The 15,564-nt window shown below is 50.0% G+C and carries 15 protein-coding genes; 2 read left to right on the top strand and 13 right to left on the bottom strand.

Features of this window, described 5'->3' with window-relative positions; all coding sequences use genetic code 11:
• Positions 1–2: 2 nt before the first annotated feature.
• Genes ACA373_RS21715 through ACA373_RS21765 form a run of 11 tightly spaced genes read right to left on the bottom strand, consistent with a single transcriptional unit; the run spans position 3 to position 12,559 of the window.
• The gene (locus ACA373_RS21715; RefSeq protein WP_370735117.1) at positions 3–2,192 is read right to left on the bottom strand and encodes a DotA/TraY family protein; all 2,190 of its coding nucleotides are present in this window, start codon (positions 2,190–2,192) and stop codon (positions 3–5) included.
• Positions 2,189–2,785: a TraX-like protein gene (locus tag ACA373_RS21720; RefSeq protein WP_370735118.1), complete on the bottom strand. Its 597-nt coding sequence runs from the start codon at positions 2,783–2,785 to the stop codon at positions 2,189–2,191. The genes ACA373_RS21715 and ACA373_RS21720 overlap by 4 nt, the downstream gene beginning before the upstream one ends.
• The gene (gene traW / locus ACA373_RS21725) at positions 2,782–4,011 is read right to left on the bottom strand and encodes a conjugal transfer protein TraW (RefSeq protein ID WP_370735119.1); all 1,230 of its coding nucleotides are present in this window, start codon (positions 4,009–4,011) and stop codon (positions 2,782–2,784) included. Before traW ends, ACA373_RS21720 begins: the two co-directional genes overlap by 4 nt.
• A complete protein-coding gene (locus ACA373_RS21730; protein ID WP_370735120.1) occupies positions 4,008–7,052 on the bottom strand; it encodes a conjugal transfer protein in 3,045 nt (1,014 codons plus the stop codon). Before ACA373_RS21730 ends, traW begins: the two co-directional genes overlap by 4 nt.
• Positions 7,053–7,054: 2 nt before the next feature.
• Positions 7,055–7,546, bottom strand: coding sequence for a hypothetical protein (locus tag ACA373_RS21735; RefSeq protein ID WP_370735121.1), 492 nt, complete (start codon positions 7,544–7,546; stop codon positions 7,055–7,057).
• A gap of 44 nt (positions 7,547–7,590) precedes the next feature.
• Positions 7,591–7,998, bottom strand: coding sequence for a DUF6750 family protein (locus ACA373_RS21740; RefSeq protein ID WP_370735122.1), 408 nt, complete (start codon positions 7,996–7,998; stop codon positions 7,591–7,593).
• 13 nt (positions 7,999–8,011) lie between these two features.
• The gene (gene traQ, locus ACA373_RS21745; RefSeq protein ID WP_370735123.1) at positions 8,012–8,548 is read right to left on the bottom strand and encodes a conjugal transfer protein TraQ; all 537 of its coding nucleotides are present in this window, start codon (positions 8,546–8,548) and stop codon (positions 8,012–8,014) included.
• Positions 8,549–8,572: 24 nt separating this feature from the next.
• Complete coding sequence (locus tag ACA373_RS21750) at positions 8,573–9,268, bottom strand: TraP (protein WP_370735124.1); 696 nt, start codon at positions 9,266–9,268, stop codon at positions 8,573–8,575.
• 14 nt (positions 9,269–9,282) lie between these two features.
• Positions 9,283–10,671, bottom strand: coding sequence for a conjugal transfer protein TraO (gene traO / locus ACA373_RS21755; RefSeq protein WP_370735125.1), 1,389 nt, complete (start codon positions 10,669–10,671; stop codon positions 9,283–9,285).
• 11 nt (positions 10,672–10,682) lie between these two features.
• On the bottom strand, positions 10,683–11,837 hold the full coding sequence (locus tag ACA373_RS21760; RefSeq protein WP_370735126.1) for a DotH/IcmK family type IV secretion protein: 1,155 nt from the start codon (positions 11,835–11,837) through the stop codon (positions 10,683–10,685).
• A gap of 8 nt (positions 11,838–11,845) precedes the next feature.
• Positions 11,846–12,559 (bottom strand): DotI/IcmL family type IV secretion protein, encoded by a 714-nt coding sequence (locus tag ACA373_RS21765; RefSeq protein WP_370735127.1) that lies wholly within the window; start codon positions 12,557–12,559, stop codon positions 11,846–11,848.
• 68 nt (positions 12,560–12,627) lie between these two features.
• On the opposite strand from ACA373_RS21765, the gene ACA373_RS21770 reads away from it, so the two are divergent.
• Complete coding sequence (locus tag ACA373_RS21770) at positions 12,628–13,050, top strand: hypothetical protein (RefSeq protein ID WP_370735128.1); 423 nt, start codon at positions 12,628–12,630, stop codon at positions 13,048–13,050.
• Positions 13,040–13,237 carry an Hha/YmoA family nucleoid-associated regulatory protein gene (locus ACA373_RS21775; protein ID WP_104460753.1) on the top strand — a complete coding sequence of 66 codons (198 nt, stop codon included), beginning with the start codon at positions 13,040–13,042 and terminating at the stop codon, positions 13,235–13,237. The genes ACA373_RS21770 and ACA373_RS21775 overlap by 11 nt, the downstream gene beginning before the upstream one ends.
• On the opposite strand, the gene ACA373_RS21780 is transcribed toward ACA373_RS21775, so the two are convergent.
• Both ACA373_RS21780 and ACA373_RS21785 read right to left on the bottom strand, forming a co-directional pair.
• On the bottom strand, positions 13,238–13,753 hold the full coding sequence (locus ACA373_RS21780) for a hypothetical protein (RefSeq protein WP_370735129.1): 516 nt from the start codon (positions 13,751–13,753) through the stop codon (positions 13,238–13,240).
• A partial coding sequence (locus ACA373_RS21785; protein ID WP_370735130.1) for an LPD7 domain-containing protein occupies positions 13,719–15,564 on the bottom strand: 1,846 nt, incomplete at its 5' end. The genes ACA373_RS21780 and ACA373_RS21785, both read right to left, overlap by 35 nt.

A 15,564-nucleotide genomic window follows, 5' to 3' on the forward strand; every position in this document is an offset into this window, starting at 1 on the left:
GATTACGCTCCTGAAACGCCATCTTTGGTTTTATCAACACCCGGTACAGAGTTCTGCTGCCTGCCGCCGCTTCTTCCCGGTGCTCCGCCTTTTGCTCCACGGCCAAATGCTGCAAAGAGATCATGAACATGGTTTTGCATATCACCCAACACTGAATCATTAACTTTCTGACCAATCCAGCTGATTACATAGTTAGGCATACGCGCCGGCAGTGCAAACACCCTTGCCACCATTCCGGTAGTCAGGCGCGCATAAACAAACAGTATACCTATCGCGGAAAACAGACCTGTCACAGAGTCAGCCTGTACCTGTTCCATTGCCTTAGCAAAGCCCATATTCAGTGCCGTACCCAGCGCCACAATTGCCAGGGAAGCAAAGATGAAGCCCATCACCATCAGCATAGGGCGCAGCATAACGTCTATCAAAAATACGTAGCCATAGGTGCTTCTTTCTTCATTACTCTGGCCGACGTTAATGTGCGTAGCCGCCCATAATGTTGCTGCCACAACACCTGTCATAAACGTAACCAGCCAGTCAGCCATTGCCACGAACCAGTATATAAAGGGAACAAATGGCAGCCAGATAGAAAGGGTAAGCCCAATTCCAAACAGAGACAGCAGAACCAGGTAAACGATCGGCGAAATTGATTTAATGACGCCTTTAACCGCGTCTTTTCCGGCAGTGAAGAAATTTGCGACATTCGCCGCCCAGCCAGCCCCGTTATTACCTTCAGCCACGCTCATAGCAACATTGATAGTTGTCCATGATGCCAGACCGACTTCAGCTGTAACCATCGTATAGTCGCCAATGGCCTTCATTTTTAGCAGCGGATTAGTAACATCGCTGTATCCGTCGCCGGTGCCGTAATTATTCGTCGCGAACCATGCTGTTTTGTTGAAGTTAAAGATTTTAGTTAGCAGAGAATCGCTGTCGCCGCTGTTAGCCGCTGCCTGCAATCCCTTCTGGTCGATATTCTGCGCCAGCGCATCAGAGGCAGTGCCCAGCGGAGCTGTATACGTGCTGTTCTTCAGCTGAGAATGATAGGCCTGGAAAAGCCCTTTGTAATAATCAGTTGAACCTAATTCTCCGTCATTGCTCATGCCGGTTACTGCTGGCTTCAGTGCCGCAACATCCTTCATTTCGGTGTTTGCGGTAGCCATCGTATGATAGTAGTTTCCTAAATACAGCCACCCTTTGTCTTTAATGTCCTGGCGCAGCTGCTGCAGCATTTGGTTGTCGCCAGATGCGTCACTGGCAGACTTCTGTACGGCCTGCTGATATTCACGCGCCGCAACCTGAATAGCTGACTCGACATCAGGCAGTTCACCATCACCTGTGCGCATTTTCGACATGTACGCATTGTTGAACTGGTCTGCAGCTGTTTTCATTTCGCTCATCAGCTGATCGGTAGCTGCTTCCTGAGCCGCATACACTGAATCGGCATAGCCGGTAGTGAAATATGATGACCAGCCTGAAGGCTTCTGAGGCAATGAAACAGTTCCGCAGACTGCTGAGCCATTATTGATTGAAATTGCATACGTGCTCTTGTTCGTCTCATATTTCATCTGTGAGGCAGATTCATACTGCTGACCGGATGCCTGCATTTGAGCAACGCCCTGGTTAACGCCTAATGCGCACAGGTTCATTTCAAACATGGTTTTAGCAACTGACGCCATTTCAGGCATTACAGGCGTGATATAAAGAGCGTTCCCGTTGGCAAGCTCGTCTGCTGTTCTGTCTGCAATAATGTTTGCAGATCCCACGCCTATGATTGAGCCAGCCCAGAGAAAAACAAGCTGTGCCACAGACCAGCCTACAGCCGTTGGCACAAGCATAAGCCAACCAAACGTAGTTTTAATAAGCCTGTACGCACCATTAGGATCATTATCAATGAAAGATCCCAGCTGACCTGTTTGATGGGCTTTTTTCATCCCTATAATCGCCAGATAGACCAGTGCCAGAATAGCTATGACTTCATTCAGAGAGAAAAACACGTTATTCAGCAGGCCGTCTCCCGACGGAGAAAACGGGTTATTTACTACTTCACCAAATACCGTATGAAGCATCTGCCGCGATAAGTCGTTGGTTCTTTTGGCCGCTTCCTGAATTGCTTCAACCGACATATCCGCGCGCGCCGGCAATGAAACGGCCGCCATCATCGCACCGGCTGCAGCTGACTTTAAAAGTTTCATAATTCACTCCGGCGCTGGCCTGCCTGATTAAAATTGAAAATGCATTTCTGGCCGCCTGACTCGATGAAGTCACCGTATGTACCGTTTTCAGCAACGGAGTTGCACCGGTTACGTATACGCCAGGCGTTAAACTCGTAGCGCTGTGCGTTCACGAATGAGAAAGCGCCAGCAGCGAGCATAAGGATTATGGTCAGGAAAACGTGAAGCACGCCTGAGTGCAAATTTCCGGTAAGCAGTAATCGTGCAAGGCCGGACATCAGGAACAGAACAACCACAACGCTGATCCCCATGCAAACCAGCCAGTAGCGTTTGCGTTTCAGCGCAAGGCTTAGCAATGCTTCTTCATCCATCTTGCTGCGCGCAATAACGACGCTGTAAGGTTCATCAACTTCCTTTCCTCGTTCATTTTCGCCCTTCAGTTTTTGGGTCTGCGATTTCAGAAAGGAAACTCGTTCGCTTAACAGGCTCGCACTCTGTTTTACTGACTTGAATATGTACAGAACATCACTTACGCCCGTGATCAGGAAGAATGCCTTTTTTATTCTTCCCTGCTTTTTCTCCCCGTCTTGACTGGTATTTTCTTTGTTCATCATTTTCTTGATACCCCCGCATTCACATTCTGCAATTGCTGAGCAAGCATCGGCTTATAAGCGTTGTAGGCTTCATTCGACAGGATTTGCCCCAGAAGAATATTTGTCTTCTCCAGCTGCTCTTTCACACCCAGCTGTAGATGATTGTTGAGGTTTGTACTCATGATCTGCTCGCGCTGCAGATCGATTTCGTTTTTATTGTTAAGCGTCGCCAGGTAAGCCGGGTTGCTGTAACGGCGCTCTACGTCGAACCTTTCAAACTCTGACGCTGACATACGATTCAGGCGCTTGGCTTCGCTCGATGCAAAGCTCTGGAAAAAGCTCTCCACTTCAGGCGCTTTCCGCGCATCAGCGAGCGCCGCATCCGTTGCAGGATTTGGTTTCGAGTTAGCAATCATTTCCAGCTGGGGCTGAGCGGCGGCATCAGCCATCGCCTGATACTGCTGAATCATGCCCAGATAGACGCGCCCTGCTGCTCCTTTAACTTCGCCCCTGCTGAGCTGCCGGCCAGCACTGCGGAGCGCCGTATTTTTGGTATACCGCAATGCAGCATCCGATTGCTTCTCTGTAAACGTACCGTCTGGCGCCTTGCCTTCCTCACCGGCGCCATACAAAACGGATGAAAGTGACGTATCTGCTTTAGGCATGTCTGATACGGCCGGGCAGAAGGTTGTTCCGCCGAAGGCCGCATAATCCGCCGTGTCACAATACTGGCTGTGAACGTCTGCCGTTGTTGAGGCATCAATATCAGTCGCTCGTGCCGGCACCTCAAAGATGGCTTTAACATCTTTTGAGGTACTGGCGCTGCCGAGCGTTCGTTGGCCGCCGGCAGCGGCAGCGGCAGCGCCAGCCGTTCCGCCAGAAACGGATTGCGCGCAGATGTCGTCGGCCACACGATACCTGTCCTGCGCCTTCAGCAAGCGGTCATTGCGGCTCTGCTCAATATCAAACTGCTGCTGAGTCTGTGCAACCTGCTGGATCAGCGCAGCCTGTCTGTCTCCCTGCTGATTAACGGCAGTACCGATATTGATGAGCGTGGTTTCAATCTGGCCCAGCAGGCCATTTGCCGTACCCAGCGCACCGTTAGCTGTACTCAGTGCCGGCATCACCTGCGAAGATATGGGAATGCTGCTGTTTACGTTTACCGTGTATGCAAATGCAGGCATTACGCCTGCATTGATAACCGATAGTGCAACCAGAGTCTTACAGAGTTTCAGCTTTGATTTCATAACTCCCCTCTTTTTGCCTTTGATACAAGGTGCTTTGCAAGCTGGATAGCCATTGTTTCCGCCATGCTATCGTCCTCTGCATCACCACCCTGTTCATTTATCATGTCATCTATCTTACCTCGCGCAGTTCCCAGCGGAAACTCTTTTGCAAGTATATTTCTGCTTCTTTTACCACCCAATTCTCTATACATATGCGTTCTTAAAACTCTGTCTTTTGCAGATGAGTTTAATGCCCACAATTGTTTAATACCGACTGTATTTTTAAGAATGTGACAGACAAGGCCGTGCCTTGTTTTGAATATACCCAAAAATGCTGTTCCGCTACCGTCAGGGAAGGCACCTTGTGGCATGTTTCGGAAGCGCCTGATAACGTCATCTGGGATGTCTATCTGCAGATCCCGAAGGTGCTTAACGTCACCCTGTGACAGTCGCATAATGAAAACGCTGTTCATGGTTTTCAGAACGCTGGAAGGCATGTGCTCAAGGAACTGAGAAGAGAAGGCAGTTCTGACGTTGAATTTCCTGTCTTCAAGATCAGCGGTGTTCAGTGCATCCTGGATAAAGCTAATGCCCGCAAAGTTATGGCACTCGTCGTAAAACGTGTGTTTAACCTCTTCTGCCAGCTCGTTAATGCGAGACTGATGGTATGACACATATTGCTTCGGCAGCTGGCTGAGGAAGGTTTCGGCCGATTGTGGCAGGTAGTAATTGCGCACTGCCATCTGACGTGCAAAGAGGTACATGATCCCGGACTTGAGTTTTCCAGAGGGAGTCTTGTTGTCGCCTAATACATTCTGCATATCCAGAATCGCCACACGGGTTTCTGAACTGAAATCATAAACCGTCGGGCTGCTGAATATCGCATAGCGTTTGCTCGCAGACTGAAATGAACGCTGGATATACTCAACGACAGGTTCGCCTGCCGGCAGTTTTACCTTTTCATATTTATCCGCCCATTCCTTGCGGGTAAGTACGGCAATGAACGTTGCCAGGGTAGGTACGGCATAGCGCTGTGCTACCGTCGCTTCGTAGTGCCGGTTTTTGGCAAACAGTAAATCGACGATTTCCCACCATTTGGCACCGATAAACCATTTTTCGCCCAGCTCGTCTTTTAGCCCGGTTTCTTCAAGCGCCTGGTTAACTATGGCGATACGGTTCGAAAATTTATTAGCGTGTTCATGCTCAAGCTCGGTGTAAACCTGATCAATCAGGTCGGTAATTATCTGTTCGACGTCGTTTGCATTAGGAGGCAGGCCGGTCTGGGGGTCAACACACATCGCCTGCAACATCTGGATAAGAAAGATGCGCTCAAACTGAGTTGGGTAACGGGAACCCAGCTGCGTATCGAAAATGTTAATGCAGTGGTTTGAATCATTGTTAAGCGTGATAGCAGCGATGTAATGACGCTGATGTTCTGGCAGTTCATCAATGAGAAGATCGGCGATACCCTTTGCGCTGTATCCTTTGTCGATAATGGTCAGGAACGGCAGTTTACCGTTTGTTCTGAAAATGGTGCTGAGATTCATACGGTTTGCGAGGACGGATTTACCGGAGCCCGGCACGCCGGTGTAAACGTCAGTTGCCTTTTCCTGCAGGGCACTGGCGATTTCATACGGAAACAGTTTGCCATCTTCTGTGATAAAACAAAGGTTACTGTTCCTGCTCCACGGACTAGCCGGCCGCTCCAGGGGAAGCATGTGCAGCCCTTCGCTGAGGGGGGGATAGTGCAGCGTGCCGGGTGTAGCCATTGAAAGCCCAGGCACCGAATTAATAAGGGCGCTGGTAGGATTACCATACGTTGTGCTGACATGGCTGACGCCCCAGCTTTCGATCGTCTTCTTGAGTGTTTCTCTGTTCCGTCTTGCTTCCTGAATCGTATCCCCCCAGGTGACAAAGTTAACGGCCATGATAACAATCGGATCGAATTCATTTTGCGCAACCACGTAATCCAGGTCGCGCGCAATTACCTTCAGTGAGGGGATGAACCGCAGGAAGGCAAGCGCGGTCGCCTTACCGTTAAGCGCCTTTCTTCCGCCACCGACAAAATCAAATTTGACACGGTAAGGAAGTTTCCGTGGGATCGTTTTAAACAGCTGCTTGAACGTGACCTCATTCATTGGCGGTAATTCGAGATCAAGCGCGGCGTAAAACTTGCCGTCGCACTCTGTCATTGAGCCGTGGTCGATCATGTCGCCATCCAGAAGCTGGATATTGAGACGTGGGGGAGTGTAAGGCGTCAGGTCGCCCGCTTTAAGGTTTCCGCGTGGTCGCGTACCTTTGTCAAACGGCGTTCTCGGATACCAGCGATCTGATGCACTGTTACGCCACAGAAGTTGTCGCATCATTGAGCCAGCCTGTCTGACATCCATCAGACTGCAGATTATCGGGTTGCCCTCACCCGACAGGGAATTGATGAGCTGCCACAATACTGCATCGTGCGAAATTTTCAGCGTATCAAGCCGGTATTCAACAGGGTTCTGGCCGTGTCCGGAAGCCGGCAAACCATTCATTTCCCTGTTGGCTTCCTCAATTTCATCCTTCAGCTCATGTTTAGAGATGAGGCTTTTCGCTGAGTAGAGCACCAGAAATCCCCGCTCACGGCTGTAGTGTGCCGCAATTTTTATGGCGTCATCAGCAATAAGATCAACAATGTCCAGCCCCAACTTGTTGACTGCATCAACATGTGGTTTATAGACAGTGTTCAGTTCATCCTGGTTTTTAGTGAAATCGCGCTCAAAGGCAAAAGACAGTTTATGCCCGGTGCCGGTAAACAGGCTCGTCGTTGATTCGGCAAAGCGCTCAATGAAGTCATCAAAACTGGCCTTATCAAATTCAGTTTTAGCCCCTGAAATTTCAATTACTGACAGGTAATCATTGCGTTTGGTAGCCAGTATGTAGGGATGTTTAATTTCCGGATGCTCTTTTCTGTCCTGTTCGGTCAGCCCGTAAACCGTCACCAGATCGCTGTATCGCAGCAGGTCGTTACCTACAAAATTTCTGGACACTGCCTCAAGGCATTGCCCGACAATTCCCGTGATCATCGTTACCCTCGCTTAGCTTTAAAAATGTTGGCCCATGTATCGACATCCGGCATTTCATCATCGGAATCCGCGATAGTCTTAAGAAATTCATCATCAAAATTTAGTGGCAGTAGTTGATGGTGCTTTTTAATCAGATGCACCAGATCATAACCATCGTCGCTTCCTGTTTCGTTCAGAACGACCTGCGTTGTAGACAGCATTGCTTTCATCATCCTTTGCGCTTTCTCGCGATACTCCGGATTGTCACTCTGAGCAGCATGAGCGATCGCACGGGCAAGGATGCTGTAGATTTTACGATTAGTTTTCCTTTTCAGGAAAAGCCCGACCTGAGTTTCAAGCTTCATTTTTTCAGGATGTTCAGCGGCGAGGCATAAAGAGCAAAGATTTCTTGTGCGCTCACCGGTGATTTGCAGCTGATAGACGTCTTTGCTGTTGATGCCGCAGGATTGACAGGAGGAAGAGGATTCGATTCTGGAAATGGTATAGGCGGGCATGGATTAAACTCCGGGAAGTGGCCCCGCCAGGCGGGGCCGGATTTTTAGCCGTCAACGTTAGCGTCGATGCCAACGGATTTGGCGCTGACAGAGATAAACTGACCAAGTGCTACAAGCATCGCACCTGCAAGGATAAAACCAAAAACGGTCTTGCCTTCAACACGCGAGTTTTCTTTGTTTTTCTCTTTCCATTTCCATACGCCAACACCAACCAGCACAACGCCGATGGTGCGGAAGGCATTAATCCAGCCAGCCTGAGTACCTGACAGACCTTCAGTTGATACGTTTATCATTTCCCAGACGGTATCAGCTGCTGCTGCATCTTTACCTGCTATCAGCAAAGGTAAACCCAGTGCTGCTTTGACAATACGCTTAGAGGCAATTCCACGCATAGCATCAAAACTCACTGACGCAGACAAAACCTTATCTTTTACGGTGCTGAGCATTTTCATTATTACTTTTCCTTTACCAATGGATGTTGAGAGATGCCTGAACTTTGTCCAGAATTTCCGGATTGAATAAAAACAGCAGACCGCATACGCACTGAACGATCCCCTTACCAATAGCGCCTGATGCTGAAAGCTCTGTGTTGCCTTCCAGCTGAGAGTTTTTCAAGTTCTTAACCCCCTTATAGAAGAGATACGCCCCGACGATACGCAGGATACTCAGAATGCTGTTTACAACCTGAGCACCTACTCCGAAAGTGCCTGTACTGGCGTAGCTGATACCATCAAAGCTTACGTCTCCCAGCCCGATCCCGTGGGCGCCTGCATTCATCATCTGCTTGAGACAGATGAGAAACAGGCAGAACAGAAAGCCTGCCCCGATTCTTCCCATGCCAACGCCGGATGTTGAATGGCGAGCAATTTTGGTAGCCCGCAGAAGAAAAGCACCACAACCAACCAGGCCCGAAATCAGCGCTACAACTATGATGAGTCTTATCAGCGGCTCCCGGCCGCCGTTTGCAAACTCAATTATCGCTTGCTCGATACCATCGTTCATTATTTAGCCCGTTCCTTTTACCGTTTAACGAATCAGACCTTTGTCAGTTTCAACCAGTCTCTGATTCATATCTATACCGGTAACAGTTACACCGCCCAATACTGAACCATTTCTCACAGCGTAGACCTGATTCTTGTATTTTACCCAAGCCAGATCATTAGATAAATCATTAATTGAAAACTCTTTCAATAAACGTTGTGGTTGCTGATTGAAACTATATGAATTAGCACCATTATTAACTGTTGAATTTCCGTTTGAACTGTAATTCAGTTTCAGACTCTGAACCTGCTCTTTCAGTAATGCAATCTCATTGTTGGCAGCTTTAAGCTGATTTGACAGGATAGTCATTCCCTGTTTTGACGTGTTATCAATGTTATTGATACGCTCGTTCTGCTTCAGTATTGCGCCTGAGAGTTCCTCGCGAAAACGGCTTGAACCGGTGCCAGTATCGTTTTGTTGATAGCTGGCAGGTGCGCTCTGACGTGCCTGAATTCCCTGCCCTGTATTATTTTTTTTAGATGGGGAGTCAGTGGTATTCAGAAAATACAGTATTGCGGCACCGCCTACAACGAGGCCGGCCATCCACAGATAGTCAGTAGTGTTGTACTTTTTCTTTTTCGTTGCCTTGATTGTTGGCTGGGGCTTAGCCGCATGGGTCTGCGCGGGAGCTGCAGCGTTCTGAGCATTTTCTTGTGGGCTGTCGTTAAATAAGTCAGTCATTTTCTTTCTCCGGCTTAGCGGTAATAACCACGGCGATTTGAGTTGTCAGGGTATTGCGGGTAGGGCTGCGGAGCATATTGAGGCTGCTGCTGCGGTGCAATGGCGTTAAGCTGTTGCGGCTCAGTCTGCTGCTGAGTGGACGGAGCATTATTGTCCTGGCTGAGGATGCCGTCTCCACAGTCGCTTTCATAAACTGGTGCGGCAAACTGGATACCAATAAGCTTGTTCGGATCAACAGTGACCTGACGGAACGGCGTGCGCGCAGCCTGCTGTTCAAGCACGCGTCCAGTCTGTTCGCCAATACCGCCAATAATGGTGCCCGCAATGGCCTTTCCGTTTGGTGTACCGGTTGAACGGTAAGCGTTGCCGCTGTCGGTCAGGATCATCTGTGAATTAGAATCTTCGTAAAGCTGGCCGGTACGGCCAATACCGTTTGCCACAGCCGGCACAATAACGTGAGTAAACCAGCGATCCTTTACATCAGAAGCAATGGACGCCTTAAGCGTTTCTGCATCGACGCTGTAAGCATCAACCCTACATTCAACACCGTTCCATTCCATGCCGGTGAAATGCACGCGTATGCCTGCACCGGCCAGGCGGTTCTCTTTTGAATAGAACGTGGCGCCCTTCTGATCACCTACAGGAACGTGCGCCGTCGTAGGGCTGTTCAGATCGTCACTGTCCATCGCGTTATCAACAATGGCTGGTATACGCCTGTAGGCTGAGATCAGGCGGGCACCCTTACTTTGCTTATCCGGTGTCTTTGCTGTAGCGGCATTCTGGGACATGCTGGCTTGCTGCGGATAAACGCTCTGTGTCCAGCCGCTGAAAACGCTACCGTTATTCCCGGCACCGCTCTGACCGCCGCCGTTCTGGCTTTGTGCGCCGCCACCCTGCCCGGAATCACCCCATGCAGAAGCTAACTGTGCGCCGGCCACGGGGGCGCGGTTTTGGTCTAATTTAGCCAGCACGGCAGCGATCGCTTTATCCTGCTCTTTCTGCTGCTTGGCTTTTTCACCATTTTCCTTACTGTCGGAGCCAGACTTACTCTGCTGCTGCTGTTTTTCTTTCCAGTTGTACTGCGGCGATTGCTGTTTATCAGAAATGTCCACGTCGCTGGGGTTGCTCGCCTCAAGCGTTGAAATAAAGCTGCTACCGTTCTGATCGGCGCGTTCAGCGTGCTCCGCGTTAAACGTCTTCAGCAGGCGGAGATAGTTCGGGTCTGTTCTTTCTTTCCCCAGATTACCGCCAGCTGAAGGATTGCTCGTTGAGAGGTTTGAGCTGGCCGTGTCTACGTCGCCTGGCGCAAAAATGTAATAGCCGCCGAGGATCGCGACGATGATTACGCACCCGGCGATCGCACCTATCTTTGTAAAGTCTGTACCTTTTTCAGTTGTAGCCATCAGAGGTTTCCTCAGTTCAGTTCAACGTCAACATCACGCGCGCTGCCGTTCTCAGAAAACGTAAGCACCGGGGTTGATGGGAGGACATACACATGCGTCCCGTCTATTGCAGAAAGCGTTTTCTCAAATTCATCCTGCAGCTGCAGCGGGCTGCGAACGTAAAGCTCATCACCAATCTGCCAGGCTTTTGTGCCTCCAGGCGCGTTGTGCAGCTTCACAAGCTGAGCCTCTTCCGGCGGGATACCGTCGAGGAACTGCTGCAGCTGCTTGTCGTACAGGGAGATTTTCTTTTCAGGCGTGGCGGTATAAACCGGAGTGTCCGGCCCACGCTTAGGAATTCGCAGATCAAGACGGTAATCAACGTCTACGGTGTGGGCCTGGTTGCTTGGGTCCAGGGCTTTCACGTTAATGATGACGGGTGTAGCCAGTCCCTGAAGCAAAACGGTGACGTTACCGTTACTGAAGCGATCGGTCGGCTGAATAGTGAAAACAGCAGAGCCTGGGATGTAGTTAACGCAGAGCGTTCCGTGTTCAATCTGGCACGGGCTGGAGTTAACCGGGGCCGCGCCCAGATTCCACGGATGACCGGTAATGTCAGAAAAAGTAATCGTCGTCGTGACATTGGGATAGACACGCACCTGCGGTATTGACGATCCGGCCGACAGTGAAACGGTCTGGCTTGATACGCGCGGAACGGGGGTAACAAACTGATAGCGGGCGGCAGCTGATGACTCGTCCAGGGTTTTAATCGACGTGCGGATCTGGCCTGGCGTGAGGGGCTGTATTCTGTTAATCACAGGCGCCGGTAGCGGGTCCAGGTTGTCACGATTGATCTGGGTTGTTGCAGGTTTCTGAGGCTGAGCCGTAAACGTGGCTGCCGGCGCGGCAGAGATCGCGGTAGTAGGCTGCTGCTGAACCTGCTGTTGAGGCTGCTGCTGAACCTGCTGTTGAGGCTGCTGCTGAACCTGCTGTTGAGGCTGCTGCTGAGGCTGCTGTGTTCCGGTATTGTTGGGCGGCGCGGACATAGAAGCCTGTGAGGGTTGCCAGTTCGCAACGTCATTGGCGCCGTTATTCCCCGTTGCAGGCTGCTGCGCCTGTTCTGCAGCAAAGGCGGAATGCACTGACAGAATGGCCGCAATCGCGAACGTTAACGTTTTAAGTTTCATTTTTTACCTCAGCGTGAACGGGGTCTTAAATTGACCTGAGTGATTTGTATTCCCTGTGGATCTTCTGCCACATCGACCTGCTGAATCTGAACTACGAGGTCAAGGTTTTCAGGCTGATAGTCCTGCGTCTGACCGGTGTACTGGATAGTGACGGGAATTTTGAAACGCCAGGCCCAGATGTCAGTACCGGTAATGACACCTTCGGTAATCAGTGAGCCTGGGTCGTTCGACATTTTTAAGTTGAGTCGTTTTTCTGTGATGCGTTTCAGGATGCCGCTTTTTGTCAGTGCAATGCGAAACTGGTCATAGCCCGATTTTGTAAATGCAGGGCGCACTGATGTGAGCTGGTTCTCATAATTCACGAAGTTCAATGCGAATGCTTTGACCATCGTTTTGTTCGCAAAATCGAGTACGCTTTCAGCGGAGTAAGCCGGTTTGTCCAGGGGATGCAAAGGAAAAACATAGCCCCGGTCAGTACCGAAATACTCCCGCTCTTTTTTCATCAAAAAGTAGGTCTGCGCTCCGTTCAACGAAACTGATACGAGCAGTGCAGCAGACAACATAATGATTGCTTTAAGACCATGTTTCTCAAATAATTCCTGCGATGTGTAATTGTTTTCTTCTGCAACTACTGCTCCGGAAGGAGCTAACTCATCAGTTTCGTTTGGCATTACCGTTTCCGGCTCTGCTTGATGTGTAGCCAGATCGCGTTTTATTTCCATAGCAGTTTCTCTTTTACAAAATTTTATGTTAGAAATTTCCCCAATCGTTAATGAACTCAGAGGCATCCATGAACGAAAATAAGGAATATGAAGTTTGCGCAACAATAATGTGTGAAAAACGTAAAGCACTGTCGGTTTTGCGTAAAATACCCGTTGAGAACCTTGAACAAGTCGTTTCCATGTGGCTCGATTTGTCCGGTGAACTGATCGAGAAACACAAAAAAGAACAGCGCGAAATTCAGGAAAAACAGGAAGCTGCTCAGCGTTTCATGGAAGAAAACAACATCACTCCTGAGCAGGCCACTCATATTTTCGGTTCTATTCTGGGTCTTGATACATCCGGCACTAAACGCCCGCGCGCATACCACAAGGTTAAATACAGTATGCCTAACCCGGATGGTGGCAAACCGGTCACATGGACAGGTAAAGGCCGTCGCCCGGCCGCATTCCAAAACCTCACCGATGAAGAACTGCAGAAATATGCAATCTGATAACGATTGGCTTCGTACAGTCAGGCGGTTTTCGTCAGAAGATTCGCTTGACCTATTCGTCGAGTCCAAACGTGGTGTGTTACCAGCAAAGGAATTCATGCGTCTTCTCAGCGCGGCGGAACACCGCCGCGTAGAAATACAAACCGGAAAGTTGTTTGATAAGGTTCCGCGCGGCCTGTTCCGGTAATTAAAGACCGTAAGGGAAAGCATCACTGTTTGCATCCTCACCCGCACCACTTGCAGTAGCAGGAGAATTTAGCGGCACAGTAGTGCTCGATGCGTTGGGTATAATGCCTGACGTGTCGGGCATCCGCGATGAAACGGCCGCCCACGGGTCAAGTGTCGTACTTCCCAGACTTCCCCATTTCTCATTTACCTTTGATCGGATCACGCTGCACGTTTCGTTTTTCACCTTCTCGATAATGTCACCGATTGAAGGGAACTGCGGCAGCTTTAGAGAAACCGACATTGAACCCAGGCACTGACTCAGTGAATCCGCTGTTGACGTCTCGCTTTGAGCTGCGTTATTCGCACGCTCAACTTCCTGCTTATAAGCTGCATCAGCACCTGCCTGCGCGATTCTGCCGGCCTCGCAGGTCTGATTAGCAGAAAATGCAGAGGCTGAAAATACAGTGAACCCTGCTGCAAGCAGCAGGGTTATAGCTTTATTACATCTTGGGTGTCGCTTTTGCGGATGGCGCATGGCTGTGCATTCTCCTTTCATCATCATCTTTCTTTGCGGCGTTTCCCGAATGCAAAATCCTTTTCATTACAGGTTTGTTTTTTACATCATCTGAAACGGGTTGTAAATGCTGCTCAGCGTTTTCTTTGTTCAAAACATTTTTGTATGTAAGCCCATTTCCTTTTACATTTGCATTTCCGTATCCATGCAAAACCATTCCGTTAGGCGAATTGGCGTTCACTGCAGCAAGGGTGATGTAATCCTGCTTTTCGCCACCATCCATTCGCTTCGTGTTCACTTTGCCGATCACGCTGTGATACAGACCAGTTTCCTTGTCCCGGACAGCGCCCTGCAAAAACCCTTTTTTGGATTCCAGGAGGATGTATTCCGGGCTTTCTCCTTTCTTGGTAGGTGACATAAGCAGTGGCGTTCCGGCAGACGCAGACTCAGCGGGCAGCTTATAGTCGCGAGGCTTGGGCATATTAGCAGCAGCAACATCGCCATTTGGCTTAAACCAGAAAAGCTCATTCTTTGGCACGGGTTCGTGCGAGAGATTGATACCCAGCGCCTCAATTTTGCCGCGCATCATTTTGTAGGTATTGGCATCGTAGGCCACCAGGTCGGAAGGTTTGAGCGCTTCCGGATTGTTTGGCGTTGGCTGAGGATAGACCGGACGGATTTCCCACTCATTCCTGCGCGCATGAATCTGCTCATAACGCAGCACATTATTATCTTTGTCGCGTACCGGTGCATTTACCGTTACGTCAACAAAGCCATTACATTTTGCATTGACCAGACGATCTTTACCAACGCCAGCATCTTGTACGGCTCTTTCCAGGTCTTTTCCCCAGATGGTTTTTTCCTCTTTGCCGTTAACCAACGTGACGTAGTAACTCATTGAGTTTTTTTCATCAAAGTTGTAAGGGGCTTTTCCGTGAGCCTGAATTGCCCCGCTTGCCCACTCTTTACCCGGTGCTTTAGCGGGCTGAGTTGCAGCTGCGGCTTTAACTACGGCAGCAGTAGCCACGACAGCCGCTTTCTCCTGATGAGCCTGATTGGCCTTACGTGCCTGCGCTTCTGTTTGGGGCTTTCCTTCTTCAACGCGATAAGCTGTGTCCGGAGACGGCTGCTCTTTCTTCTGCGTGTCATCTGTCTGTTTGGCTGCTGCCTGCTCCCTGATGACTTCCTGAAGGCGTGCTCTTTGATTAGGGTCTGAAAGTCTGGCCTCAATTTTATAGTCGGCCATCAACCCGAAGACGCGCTCCTTAAATTCCTCACTCCCTGTAATTTCTATGCCGCGTTTGTGCTGGGCTATCGCCGTCTGCAGTGCTACCAGGATCATAGCGTCATTTTTGCTGGCTTCATCGTTCGCCATGCGCATATGGGTGCCGTAATCATTGAACGCATCTACATTGCGCAACATATAAGCCGCGTAGCCTTTTTCATTTCGATGAGTTACATCCAGCATCAAGGCATCAAGGTCAAGGCGTTCTTTAGGCGGTACGCTGACATTATCCGTGGGTGCCCAGGTGAACCCGTTAAGCGCCTGAGCCTCTGATTCCTGCGCCTGGTTCCTGCTGGCCTTTGCAAAAGGCGTTTCTTCCTCGGCTTCCTGTGCCGGCTGCTCAGCCTTATGTTTCGCTTCCTCTTTTTCAGGCACTACCAGGTAAGGTGCGCCTTTCGTCTGGGGTTCCGACTGCATAGCCGCATAGGCTTCCATCGAAGCGTTAATGTCGTCCGGATCGTTGTCCCATTGTGCAAAATTATTTGCATAAGCTGATGCGGTAGTGCTCTCTGCCGGTGCTGCAGGCGCTGTGGCCGGCGCGTCGTCC

The organism is Erwinia sp. STN24, assembly GCF_041320675.1.
Lineage (GTDB): Bacteria > Pseudomonadota > Gammaproteobacteria > Enterobacterales > Enterobacteriaceae > Erwinia > Erwinia aeris.